The organism is Brucella anthropi ATCC 49188 (assembly GCF_000017405.1).
Classification (GTDB): domain Bacteria; phylum Pseudomonadota; class Alphaproteobacteria; order Rhizobiales; family Rhizobiaceae; genus Brucella; species Brucella anthropi.
In genome coordinates this window covers 1883074-1895911 of the sequence record NC_009668.1, presented here as the reverse complement: position 1 = coordinate 1895911, position 12838 = coordinate 1883074, and the positions used below count along the sequence as shown (strand labels likewise).

The window sequence follows — 12838 nt, the reverse complement described above, 5'->3', positions numbered from 1 at the left end:
TGCAATCTATACGACCTTCTTGGGCAAAAGGAATTATGGTAGATTGCAACTCACCGTGCAACTGCACAACAAAATGGCACCGCCAACGGATATGCCCCGCTTACCCCTGTCGGCCACTTTCTATGATGTCGAGTCGCATAGGTAATATATTGAAAAAATTAGCGGTTATGGAAAATACTAAAGCTAAATCCGCCTTAGATTTCGTCTGGCTGACAATGGTTTTCGCTGTTCTGGGAAGGGTATGTGGCGCGTCACGATGCATCGATCTAACAGCGCAGGAGCAATCTCTTTAACGATTCCGATGCTAACCCGATTTGGTTAAGAAATCTATCCCCCAGAGATGAAAAGCCCCCACAGACTGAAAGATGGGAGGCGCTGGTTTGCACCATCGTGGGAGAAAGGCCGTGGTCATTGAAACCAGTGATCGGAAGCCGAAAAACGAGCTCGACATCAAAATTGGAACCGAGCCGTAACGAATCCGGTCTCTAACTTTCAGAAAAAAATTCACTGCCCCTCCCCTCTTCGAGCTTCCGTCGTTAGATCGCCGGAGCCACCGGCGCACCTTCTATCGTTCCGCAATTGCGCGTTTCGTATTCGCTCCGTCGCATCTGCAGGAGGTCATGTGAAGCGGGCCGGAATAAAGCCGTTAGCGAAATCATCCCGTCATAAATTGAGTATGTCGTACTCCTTGCAGCTTCCAGCGGCGGTTATCGGCCTGGTCAAAGACTATTCAAGACAAACCTCAGCACGGGAAAAGCGCAGAAGGCATGCCTCGCTCCCAACAACAAACGCGTTGGTAACGCCTCATATTTCCGCTCAGTATAACCTGTCTTTTCTCGAGCTAGGATCCGAGCTGAACCACCCCGCACCGACGGGTTCAAGCAGTGCCAATTTATCATTTCGGCGTCGGAATGATGCTTGATAAGCTGCACCTTCAGAGAATCAGCCCGGTGCCTCCAACAACGGGAAAGCTGCCTCATTCCCATGTGGAAACAGACTCTTCTCAATTGAAATCTTCAGATGAAGGAGGCCTCTGAATCATAGACTGCCGTCTAAAATCAATATTATCATACAAAAACAAATAGATAGACCAACTTCAGCCGAATCGATAAAATTTTGTTTAGTTTTACTCTCGGCGCTAACTCTTTGTTAATTCGGTCGCCTCTTGCGATAGAATAAGAATCGGACATAATGACGGTATTTAGGCGGTATTAGTTCCAGTGCCGTCACTAGGGATCCCAAGTAAATGAATATCGCAAATCCAGCAGCAGCTTTGTCGTTTGACGACATGATACTATCGCAAGGGCGCGAGATTTCTCGCAAGCTCAATCTGCTGCGTCACGAAAACTTTCCGCCAGATGCGCGCAAGAATATGCTGCGCCAGTTTTCGATGGCCGAGGCTGCGTACTTCCTTGGTGTCTCCCCCAGCAATCTCAAGAAACTACATCTGGAAGGTAAAGGTGTCGAGCCGACCATTCTGACAGGTGGCCGTCGCGCCTATAGTGTCGAACAGATTCAGGAGCTGCGCCAGTGGCTTGACCAGAATGGTCGCGCTGAGGTGAAGCGCTACGTTCCGCATCGTCGCGGCAATGAGAAGCTTCAGGTCATCGGCGTCGTCAATTTCAAGGGCGGCTCGGGCAAGACGACAACGGCTGCACATCTGGCGCAACACATGGCCCTGACCGGTCATCGCGTACTTGCAATCGATCTCGACCCGCAGGCTTCGCTATCGGCTCTGCATGGCATTCAGCCGGAGCTCGATGAGTTTCCGTCGCTCTATGAAGCCATTCGTTACGATTCCGAAAGGAAGTCTATCCGTGAGGTCATTCGCCGGACGAATTTCCCCGGCCTCGATATTATTCCAGCCATGCTGGAGCTGCAGGAATATGAATATGATACGCCGCTTGCCATGCAGAATGGCGGCGAGGGTAAGACTTTCTGGAACCGCATCGCGCAGGCTCTCGCCGATGTGGATGGTGACTATGATGTGGTAGTCATCGACTGCCCTCCCCAGCTCGGCTATCTGACGCTGACGGCGCTATCTGCCGCAACATCCGTCCTGATTACCGTTCACCCGCAGATGCTCGACCTGATGTCCATGTCGCAATTCCTCCTGATGCTCGGCGACATTCTGAAGACCGTTCGTCAGGCAGGTGGTGCGGTGCAACTCGACTGGTTCCGCTATCTGATTACCCGTTACGAGCCGACCGACGTTCCGCAGGCGCAGATGGTCGGTTTTATGCAGAGCATGCTCGCCTCGCACATGCTGAAGCACCAGATGTTGAAATCAACCGCGATTTCGGATGCTGGTCTGACCAAGCAGACGCTTTACGAGGTCGAGCGTTCATCGATGAATCGCGGCACCTATGATCGCGCCATGGAAGCCATGGAAGCGGTTAACGCTGAAATTCGCGGCCTCATTCACGAGGCATGGGGGCGTTAGACTGCCGTCTAAAGCGGCGAATATTGAATAAAATCAGGTCTCTGACCGGTTTGAGGACATGAGAATGGCAAGAAAGAACATCTTCGAAAGCGTTATGCGAGACGAACCGGCGGCCGAACAAGCCTCACAGTCGGTCGAAAACGTATCGCGCCGGTTCGGTGCCGCCAAGTCTCTGTCCGCTTCGATTGACGAGCTGGCAAAGCAGGCAGCCCAGAAGCTTGATGGCGAAGCCATTATCGAGCTTGATCCCGCCAATCTTGATGTCTCCTTCGTGGCGGACCGTCTGCCTGAAACGGATGACGAAGAATATCGGGAACTTCTGGAAGCCATTCGCGAACGTGGTCAGGACAGTCCTATTCTCGTTCGTCCGCATCCCAAGACCAGCGATCGCTATATGATCGTTTTCGGCCATCGGCGCGCGCGGGTTGCCAGAGAGCTTGGCATCAAGGTCAAAGCCGTCATCAAGCCCCTCGCCGATCTGGAACATATTCTGAGCCAGGGCCAGGAAAACTCGGCGCGCGCCAATTTGAGCTTCATTGAGCGTGTTTTCTTTGCGGCGCGTCTGGAAGCGCTTGGTTTTGAGCGTGAAGCCATACAGGCAGCATTGACAGTCGATTACCAGACCTTGTCGAAGATGCTGACCATTCCGAAGGCTATTCCGGAACATATTCTTCTGGCTATCGGTCCGGCCAAGGGCATTGGTCGTGACCGCTGGTTGGAACTGCGGAAACTGATCGAGATCCCGGGCAGAAAAGATGCTGCAGAAGAGCTTCTGGTGACATCAGCATTTTCAAACGCGACGTCCGTTGATCGTTTTGAGCAGCTTTACGGCTATCTGAAAGGCGGCAAGCAGAAGAAGCCTGTTACCAAGGCGGCTCTGCGTCCTGGCACCAGCTGGACAGCTTCTGACAAGACGGTCAGCGCAGTTATCAAACAGAATGGCAAATCGGCTACATTGGCGCTCAGTGCAGCCAACGGGCCTCGTTTTGCCGATTGGCTTTCTCGTAATCTGGATGAACTTTATGCGTCGTTCCAGAGCGAGGAGAAGTAAGTAAGCGTAACGAACGGCGGCGGTTGCCACGGTTCGACTGTGTAGAGCATGTCTCCCGAAAGTGGGAACCGGTTTCGGGGTGAAGACATGCGTAGAACAAAGAAATAGAGCATTTCCAGTGCGTTCAAACAAACAGGAAATGCTCTAGCGTTCAATAGTAAGTGTGTTTGCGTCGAAACTGTTCAGGAAGAGGAACGAGACAGCAAAAGAAAAAGGCCCCCAAACGTCGCCGTGTGGAAGCCCTTCTCATTGGTTTAGCAGCTAGAGAATCGCAAATCCACGAATCACTGTCAAGTGTAATTAGCGTCATTTCGGCGGGTGGATTTCTTTTGCCTTGTGGAAGGTGAAAGAAAATGGAGATTCAATTGGCCTCGACGCCGTTTGGCAGTCGAAGGATGACGCTTGCCTTGTTGGCAAGTCAACAGAACACACAGCAAATCGCACCGGGAACGGTTGCCGATAAGTGGCAACTACATCGCTGGCTGTGCGAAGCAAAGACGCAGTTCGGCCTGAATGATCGTTCTCTGGCGGTTCTTTCAGCCCTGTTGTCATTCTATCCGGAAACGGAACTGAATGCGCAGAACAGCCTGATCGTGTTCCCGTCCAACAAGCAACTGGCATTGCGAGCCCATGGCATGGCCGATGCAACCTTGCGCCGTCATCTGGCAGCGCTGGTCGATAGCGGTTTCATCCATCGTCAGGACAGCCCGAATGGTAAGCGCTATGCACGCCGTGCCAAAAGTGGAGACGTGCAGATTGCATTCGGCTTTTCACTGACACCGCTGCTGGCACGTGCTTGTGAACTGGAAGCGGCAGCAGAGCAGGTGAGGGCAGAAAAGACGGCGTTGCGTGAAATGCGCGAACGCCTGACATTGCTGCGCCGTGACATTACCAAGCTTATCGAATTCGCCGCACTGGAAGAACTGGCCGGAGACTGGGAAGACATCCATCATCGTTTCCGCCTGATTGTCGACAGCATTCCGCGTCGTGCAGACTATGAAGAACTGGCGGCTCTGGTCGAATCCATGCAGTACATTCGTACAGAAATCGATAACGCGTTGAAAATTCATGAAAATGTTCAAAATTTGCGCGCCAATGAATCTCAAAATGAGCGGCAGCAAATTGAATCGAATCCAGATTCCCATTTTGAAAAGGCAACGCCTGAATTTATCGATCAGCGCATCAATGAAATCACCAGCGCTCCGTTTGAACCCACGGTTTCGCTCGACATGGTGCTCCGTTCCTGTCCCGAGATCACGGCCTATGCGATTTCATCCATCCGACATTGGCAGGATTTGGCCAATACAGCAGAGAAAGTACGCTCTTTCCTCGGGATCGATGGAAAGCTCTATGATCTCGCAAAGAAAACGCTGGGAACTCACAATACATCGATCGTGATCGCTTATATCCTGCAGCGCTATGAGCAAATCCAGTCCGCTGGCGGCTATTTGCGAATTCTGACGGAAAAGGCTGCCAACGGTTCGTTCTCGATCAGACCAATGCTTATGGCTGCCCTGAATGGACAAAGTCGTTAACCATAAAGCCCAGTCAGCGTGACAAAACCAAACGGCTAATTAGGTTTCGTATCGTTCATGAAGTTCAAGGAGATCAAGCTATCCAGTGTAGGCCGGAAAACAGACACGGCAATTGCGGTTAAGACTATACAGCTCGCGACGAATTGCGCTTTGAAGCTTTATGTGGCTGCTAGGTCTGGTCTTAGTCCAATGCCTGAAAGCGGCGACGGCGTGAACGGCGGCGAGGGCGCAAAGTGTTTAGGTCTTGTTTTTGATCAACCTTATGACGCGGGGGAGGCGAAAGAAGGCGCATGATGAAGAGGATGCAGCACCCGATGGTGAATATCCAGAATATCTCATCGGTGAGATCGTTGATCATGACGCAATCCAGAGCAAACCGCTTGTCCGTTTCCGTGACGCGCGAAACAATATCCCGAGATCAATACCGTCTTGCGAAACCAGGGCCAAGTCACGAAGGCGTGCTTTATCGCCGCGCCGTTGGTATCGCGACATTGCGCTCCTGTGGATGGCTGGCAGGCGCTGGTCGCGAACTTCGCACCGATCTGCGATAGGTTGGTCATGCTGCCTTTTTCAATCCATTGTTCCGGCCCGATCCTCGCGGCTGAATTCCCAGACAGGCAAAACATCCTGAGCTGGTCTCTGACACGTCCGGGGTTCGTTTCGGCGTGCTCCGTCGCCTGGCTGGAAGTACGCAATGACGATCTGACGTTGGAAGTGGACCCGGTGCTTATGCTGCAGGAGAAACTGGCCGAAGCCGGTTACGGCGGAGCGGTGCAGATGATGACATCGCGTAGCGTACAGAAGCACCATGTTGCGACGCGACGCTCCGGCGAAACGCATGCCGCCTGTCTTGCCACTGTCGGCCTGTCGAATGCGGGAAGGGTGGGGGAACTCACACAGATGAAGATGCCCGTTGGAACGATCAATCTTCTGGTCCACATCGACAAACCATTGTCGGTCGCAGCCCATATAGAGGCAATGTCGATTGCTGCCGAGGCCCGCACCACTGCCATTATCGAACTCGGCCTAATTGTCGGCGGTAGAGCTGCAACAGGGACTGGAACGGATTGCATCGCCGTTTCCGCTCCACACGGGCAGGCGGGAGAGGCAGCATCATATGCGGGCTTGCATACGGATATCGGCGCCGCCCCCGGTGGTGCGGTTTATGACGCGGTGTCCGAAGGCGGCAGGCTCTGGATGAAAGAGCAGGGTTTTTAATCGGTCAGGCTTCGGCTGCTGCCCCTTTCGGCTTCAGGCGCAGGATAAGCGGAACCAGAACAAGAGCGACGATCGGGAAGACCAGCCAGTTGATGGTTTCCCAGCCTGACGAATGCAGCAGCGACCCTGCAAAGAACGAAGCGCAGGCCACTGTACCAAACATGATGAAATCATTGGCGCCCTGCGCCTTGCCGCGTTCAGCCGGCGTGTGGCAGTCGGTCACCATGGCAGTCGCGCCAATAAAGCCGAAATTCCAGCCGATACCGAGGAAGATCAGCGCACCCCAGAAATGACCGACATCAAAGCCGCCCAATGCAATAATGGCGGAGAACGCGATCAAAACCAGACCGAGCGCGGTGATCTTTTCCTTGCCGAAACGGGTGATGAGCTTTCCGGTGAAGAAGCTTGGCGCGAACATGGCAAGCACATGCCACTGGATGCCAAGGGCCGCATGATCGACGGAATGGCCATGGCCGACCATGGCGATGGGCGCTGCCGTCATCACGAAAGTCATCAGCGCATAGGAACAGACGCCAGCAGCCACGGAAAGGATGAAGCGCGGTGAACGGAGAATTTCGCCCAGCGGGCGGCCTGTATCATGGATAGCGTTCGGATCTTTCCGGACCTTCGGTGCGCGCAGCATGAAAAGGACGGGGAGGGCGAGAAGCCCAAGAACAGCCTGGCTGAGGAAACTGCCAGCAAACATCGCATCCGGAATGGTATCGCGTGTCCAGATGACGAGCTGTGGCCCGACGATTGCCGCAACGAGCCCACCCACCATGACCCATGATATGGCGCGCGCCTTCATGTCGCCCGTTGCCGCATCGGTCGCGGCAAAGCGATAGCTCTGGACATAAGAGGCGTAGAAACCGGCAGTCAGCGTTCCGAGACAGAAGATGAGGAAGGAGGCGGCAAAAATACCTGCGGCTGCGATCACACCTGCCGCAGCGCCGACAAGCGCGCCCAGCATATAGGCATTGCGGCGTCCGAACTGGCGCATGAAGAAAGCGGCAGGCAGTGTGCCAAGCGCAAGGCCGAGATTGAACAGGCTGACGGGCAGCGTGACGAGTGCTGGATCGGAAGACAGTTTCTGGCCCACCAGACCGCCAAGCGAAATCACGATAGGCGGGCTGGAAGCGCCCAGTGCCTGTGCAATTGTCAGGATAACAATATTGCGTCGTGCAGCCGTCGCGTCGGTCATAATCAACCCCTCAATCGATAAACCGGGATGGTTTTATCTGAAAGCGCATTTACCGGCAAAATTATTCTACAGCTGGTTAGAACATTTTCTGGCCGGGTCAGCTATTCCGTTTCAAACGATGAGATGGATGTGACGACGCATCCGGGTTTAAGAGGATATTTGGCAATTAGCCCATAATATTATTCGTCCAGTGCTCCGATAGAGACATTGCAGGCGGTATTGACGCCATGATCGTCAGCGTATTGAAAGTAAATTGTACCATTCATCGTGGGCAGAGGGCCGCTATGTGGCGGTTTTGATCGCCCAACATAATCTGTTGAGAAGCCAGCTTCATATGTGCCATCCGGCTTTGTAACTATAATGCTTTCGTCAATACCGAACTGCGCAGTTAAAAGCTCTATCGAATTATCGGAATATATATTTACCTCTCCGGAAAAACCTTGTCCGTTATTGGTTAGTGTCACCAAAACATACTCGTGATCATCGCCATTCATGACCAAGAATCCGGGTTTCAACGAGATTTCGATAGCCATTCTTCACCTATATACTTGTTGAAGAGCGAATATATCTCAAATCTGGAATGAAATTATACTGACAGAGTAGGCAGAGTTGGGCTGCTGGTCTATCAGTTTGAATAATTATCGCATCAGCGAGCGCGTCTTCACTCATACAAAACCTGAGCGGACAACAGAGACGCAACCATGCAGGCCCGCGATGCATGTGGGAATCCAATTTGGACAGCTCGATGTCGTCCGGCTGTCATCTAGTGCTTCTAATTTGCAACTCCACAATTCGATAGGGAGCCAGCAATGTCAGAGAATCTTTCCCAGCAAAGTCTGTTCAAGACCAGCCAGTTGGAAGAAGCAGATGCCGATCCGCGCAATCCGTCCGATAATCCAACCATGGGCGAAATCATCAGCCGGCGCTTTTCCCGCCGTGGATTTCTGCGTGGATCGCTTGCTGTCTCGGCCATTGCGGCAACGGTCAGCCCGCTCGCCCTGATGAGCGCCGGTGATGCGCGCGCTGCATCCGGTTCGGCCTTTTCCTTCAAGGAGGTCGAGGCCGGTGTGGATGCCCATCACCATGTCGCGGAAGGCTATGATGCCGATGTGCTTTTGCGCTGGGGTGACAGGCTTTTCGCCGATGCGCCGGAGTTCGATCCGACCAAACAGTCTGCCGAGGCGCAGGCGCGCCAGTTCGGCTACAACAATGATTATGTCGGCTATATCGCTATTGAGGGATCGCCGGAACATGGCTTCCTCGTGGTCAATCACGAATATACCAATCCGCACCTGATGTTCCCCGGCCTCGTCAAGATAGTCGACGGCAAGGTGGAGCAGGCTCCGCTCTCGAAGGAACAGGTGGATATCGAAATGGCCGCCCATGGCGGCACGATTGTCGAAATCCGCAAGCAGGACGGCAAGTGGCAACCGGTGCTCGACGGTGCAAACAACCGCCGCATCACCTCCAATACCGAGATGGCGCTGAGCGGTCCCGCCGCCGGTCATGATCGCGTCAAGACCAATGCCGATCCTTCCGGCACCAAGGTTTTCGGCACGGTCAACAATTGTGCAGGCGGCGTCACACCCTGGGGCACCTACATCATGGCCGAGGAAAACATCCATGGCTATTTCATCGGCGAACTGCCGGAAGGTCACGCGGAGACGGCCAATTACAAGCGCATGGGCATTCCCGAAGGTTCATACGAATGGGGACGTTTCTACGACCGTTTCGATGTTTCCAAGGAACCGAACGAACCGAACCGTTTCGGCTGGATCGTCGAGGTCGATGTGTCCGATCCGAACTCCGTGCCGAAGAAGCGGACCGCGCTTGGCCGTTTCAAGCATGAGGGCGCCGAATCCATCGTCAACAAGGACGGGCGCGTGGTCTTCTATCTGGGCGACGACGAACGCTTCGACTATGTCTACAAGTTCGTGACGGCGGGCAAGTTCAACCCGGATGATCGCGCTGCCAATATGGATCTGCTGGATGAAGGCACGCTTCACGTGGCCAAATTCCATGAAGATGGCAAGGTTGAGTGGATGCCGCTGGTATTCGGTCAGGGTCCGCTGACCGAGCAGAACGGCTTCAAAAGTCAGGCCGATGTGCTGATCGAAACCCGGCGTGCCGGTGATCTTCTCGGCGCGACCAAGATGGATCGCCCCGAGGACGTGCAGCCGAACCCGGTCAATGGCCGTGTTTATGTCATGCTCACCAACAATACCAAGCGCAAGGACGATCAGGTGGATGCCGCCAATCCGCGCGCCAAGAACGCCTTCGGCCATATCATCGAGATCGAGGAAGATGGTCAGGATTTTGCCGCCACGACGGGCAAGTGGGAGGTGCTGTTGAAATGCGGCGATCCTTCTGTGGCAGAAGTCGGTGCCAGCTTTTCCACCGATACGACGCGCAATGGCTGGTTCGGTATGCCGGACAACGCCGCCGTCGACAGTGCCGGTCGGCTTTGGGTCGCAACCGATGGCAACAGCAACAAGGGTACCGGTCGCACGGACGGACTTTGGGCGGTCGATACGGAAGGCGATGCGCGCGCGACCTCGAAACTGTTCTACCGCGTGCCGGTGGGTGCAGAAATGTGCGGTCCGCTGTTCGCACCCGACGATGAGACGGCTTTCGTCGCCGTGCAGCATCCGGGCGACGGCGGCGAGGATTGGGACGGTCATGGCCGTCCGTCCTATTACGAGGACCTGTCCACCCGCTGGCCGGATTTCAAGGACGATATGCCGGTTCGGCCTGCCGTGGTGGCAATCACCAAGCAGGGCGGCGGCAAGATCGCGGTGTAATGACTTGATGAGACAGTTGGCCCCCGGTGAAAGTTGGGGGCCTTCGTCAAAGCTTCATGGAAGCGTCAAGCCAGCGATACAAAGCCAGCCTAATTGCGTCCCTGTATTTGAATTCCAACGGGGACTTATCATGATATCGCGTCTCGTCGCTTCGACCATGCTTGCCGGTGCCGTCGCATTGGCTTTTCCGGCCTCCGCTGAAGAAAAGGCTTTTCCTGCAACGCTCAAGGCCCATGCCATCCTGCCCGCGAACACGATCATCGCTGCACCGGAAGACGCGGCGGATCACCTGAAGACGTCGGGCAAGTTCACCACCGCCGACCGCAAGCGTGCTGAGGGCATCGGCACTGTTGAAGGCAAGGACGGCGTGCGCAAGACCGGCCTGTCTTTGCCGTTCGACGGCCAGCCGGTGCAGGGCTTTTCCGGCATCAAGACCATGGAAGACGGCAGCTTCTGGTCACTGTCCGACAATGGCTTCGGCTCCAAGCTTAACTCGCCGGATGCCATGCTGATGCTGCACAATGTCAAGTTCGACTGGGACAAGGGTACGGTGGAGCGCGTGAAGACCGTGTTCCTCAGCGATCCGGACAAGAAGGCTCCGTTTCCCATCGTCATGGAAGGCGCTGAAAAGCGCTATCTGACCGGCGCCGATTTCGATGTGGAATCTATCCAGCCCGTTGCGGATGGCTTCTGGGTAGGCGAGGAATTCGGTCCTTTCCTGTTGAAATTCGACATGGACGGCAAGCTGACCGATGTGTTCCCGACTTTCGTCGGCGAGACGGAAGTGTTGTCGCCGGACAATCCGAAAATCGCTCTGCCCGCCAATCCGAGCCTCAAGCTCCCGACTTACAATCTGAAGCGCTCGGGAGGCTTCGAGGGGCTGGCGATGTCGAAGGACGGCTCGAAGCTCTACGGTCTTCTGGAAGGTCCGCTTTTTGTCGATGGCGCGCCGGAAAAGACCGAAAGCGGCAAGACCGGGCTGCGGGTCATCGAATTCAACGTTGCCGACAAGAAGTGGACGGGCCGCTCCTGGCTCTATCCGCTGGCCGAGGGTGGCGAAGCCATCGGCGATTTCAACATGCTGGATGAAACCACAGCGCTGGTCATCGAGCGTGACAACGGCGTCGGCACGGCGGACAAGGCCTGCGCCGATCCGAAGAAGCCGCAGGCCGATTGCTTCGATGTGCCGTCGAAGGTCAAGCGCATCTACAAGATCGCTTTCGACGACAGCAATGACGGCAAGGAAGTGCGCAAGATCGGCTATATCGATCTGCTCGCCATCGCCGACCCGGAAAACAAGCGCCGTCAAGGTGGACGTGAAGGCATTTACGATATGCCGTTCCTGACCATCGAGAATGTGGATCGTGTGGACGACACGCATATTGTGGTCGGCAACGACAACAATCTGCCGTTCTCAGCTGGTCGTTTCCTCGACAAGGTGGATGACAATGAATTCGTGCTGCTGGAAGTGGGTGAGTTCCTGAAGGCCGAATAAGCCTCTGAACAGGTCCTATGATGAAGCCGCGGAGAAATCCGCGGCTTTTTTCTCTCTGTGCATGGTGGCAAGCCCGGCGTGGAAGTTTTGTTTCGGCGCAGCTATGGTGCGGCAGCAAAGCGATGGAGAAAACCGTTGAAGATTTTTATTTTCGGCAGTGTGAATGTGGATGTCAGCGCCCGGATGGCCGCGCTGCCGCGTCCGGGGCAGACCGTGAATGCATCGGGCTATGGTATCGGCCTCGGTGGCAAGGGTGCCAATCAGGCGGTTGCGGTCGCCAAGATGGGCGGTGATGTCCGCTTCGTCGGTGCTGTCGGCAACGATGCCTTCGGCGAACTGGCCTTGAAGCAGATGCAGGAATTTGGCCTCAACACCGGAAGCGTGCGCGTGATTGACGGTGTCGATACGGGCATGGCGATCATTCAGGTTGAGGAAGCCGGACAGAACACGATTGCTGTTTGTGCCGGAGCCAATGCGCACTGGTCGGCTGCCGACGTCAATGCCTATACTGCCGATATTGCCAGGGCGAAGATTACGCTGTTGCAACGCGAAGTTCCGCATGAAGCCAATCTTGCCGTGGCAAAAGCCGCGCGTGCGGCTGGCGGCAGTGTTTTGCTTGACCCGGCACCGGTCGGCGATGCAAGCCGCATGGCGGACCTGATTTCATTGAGCGACATCATCTCTCCCAACGAAACAGAAGCTGCTGAAATTACCGGTATCGAGCCGACCGATCTTGCTTCGGCGGAAGCTGCCGCGCGCAATCTTCTGGAGCGCGGGCCGAAGACGGTCATCGTCAAGCTTGGAAGCCGTGGCGCATTGCTGGTGACAGCGGACGAGGTCAAACACTTCGCGCCGTTCAAGGTCAAGGTGGTGGATACGGTTGCCGCCGGTGACAGTTTCAACGGCGGTTTTGCGGTCGCTTTCTCGCAGGGCCAACCCTTGCATGATTGCGTGCGGTATGGCTCGGCAGCGGGTGCGATTGCAGTCACAAGAGCGGGCGCGGGAGCGGCTGCACCGACCGCCGGGGAAGTGGCGGCACTTCTGCAAATTAAGGCCGAATGAAAACTCGGGGCATTTTGCGCCAGTTTCGCTCA

General features: G+C 55.1%; 11 protein-coding genes. 9 read left to right on the top strand and 2 right to left on the bottom strand.

Going from position 1 to position 12838, the window contains the following annotated elements:
* The first annotated feature begins 1246 nt into the window (after positions 1 to 1246).
* The 6 genes from repA to OANT_RS22960 all read left to right on the top strand — a co-directional run bounded on the left by repA (position 1247) and on the right by OANT_RS22960 (position 6247).
* A complete protein-coding gene (gene repA, locus OANT_RS22985; protein WP_012093718.1) occupies positions 1247 to 2443 on the top strand; it encodes a plasmid partitioning protein RepA in 1197 nt (398 codons plus the stop codon).
* Positions 2444 to 2507: 64 nt separating this feature from the next.
* Positions 2508 to 3494 carry a plasmid partitioning protein RepB gene (gene repB, locus OANT_RS22980; RefSeq protein ID WP_012093717.1) on the top strand — a complete coding sequence of 329 codons (987 nt, stop codon included), beginning with the start codon at positions 2508 to 2510 and terminating at the stop codon, positions 3492 to 3494.
* 353 nt (positions 3495 to 3847) lie between these two features.
* Positions 3848 to 5029, top strand: a complete 1182-nt coding sequence (gene repC / locus OANT_RS22975; RefSeq protein WP_012093716.1) for a plasmid replication protein RepC — start codon at positions 3848 to 3850, stop codon at positions 5027 to 5029.
* A gap of 57 nt (positions 5030 to 5086) precedes the next feature.
* Entirely contained in the window at positions 5087 to 5323 is a 237-nt protein-coding gene (locus OANT_RS26815) for a hypothetical protein (protein WP_040128517.1), read from the top strand.
* Positions 5320 to 5580: a hypothetical protein gene (locus tag OANT_RS26555; RefSeq protein WP_012093715.1), complete on the top strand. Its 261-nt coding sequence runs from the start codon at positions 5320 to 5322 to the stop codon at positions 5578 to 5580. Before OANT_RS26815 ends, OANT_RS26555 begins: the two co-directional genes overlap by 4 nt.
* A gap of 7 nt (positions 5581 to 5587) precedes the next feature.
* Positions 5588 to 6247, top strand: coding sequence for an adenosylcobinamide amidohydrolase (locus OANT_RS22960; protein ID WP_012093714.1), 660 nt, complete (start codon positions 5588 to 5590; stop codon positions 6245 to 6247).
* 4 nt (positions 6248 to 6251) lie between these two features.
* On the opposite strand, the gene OANT_RS22955 is transcribed toward OANT_RS22960, so the two are convergent.
* Together OANT_RS22955 and OANT_RS22950 are read right to left on the bottom strand one after the other, a co-directional pair.
* Positions 6252 to 7448 carry an MFS transporter gene (locus OANT_RS22955; RefSeq protein ID WP_010660541.1) on the bottom strand — a complete coding sequence of 399 codons (1197 nt, stop codon included), beginning with the start codon at positions 7446 to 7448 and terminating at the stop codon, positions 6252 to 6254.
* A gap of 179 nt (positions 7449 to 7627) precedes the next feature.
* Positions 7628 to 7981, bottom strand: a complete 354-nt coding sequence (locus tag OANT_RS22950) for a hypothetical protein (RefSeq protein WP_012093713.1) — start codon at positions 7979 to 7981, stop codon at positions 7628 to 7630.
* A gap of 276 nt (positions 7982 to 8257) precedes the next feature.
* Between OANT_RS22950 and OANT_RS22945 the strand changes: the two genes are divergently transcribed.
* The 3 genes from OANT_RS22945 (at position 8258) to rbsK (ending at position 12806) form a co-directional block, all read left to right on the top strand.
* The gene (locus tag OANT_RS22945; RefSeq protein WP_012093712.1) at positions 8258 to 10249 is read left to right on the top strand and encodes a PhoX family protein; all 1992 of its coding nucleotides are present in this window, start codon (positions 8258 to 8260) and stop codon (positions 10247 to 10249) included.
* A 130-nt stretch (positions 10250 to 10379) separates the two neighbouring features.
* On the top strand, positions 10380 to 11744 hold the full coding sequence (locus OANT_RS22940; RefSeq protein ID WP_012093711.1) for an esterase-like activity of phytase family protein: 1365 nt from the start codon (positions 10380 to 10382) through the stop codon (positions 11742 to 11744).
* Positions 11745 to 11927: 183 nt separating this feature from the next.
* Entirely contained in the window at positions 11928 to 12806 is an 879-nt protein-coding gene (gene rbsK / locus OANT_RS22935) for a ribokinase (RefSeq protein WP_235823044.1), read from the top strand.
* The last annotated feature ends 32 nt before the right edge of the window (positions 12807 to 12838 follow it).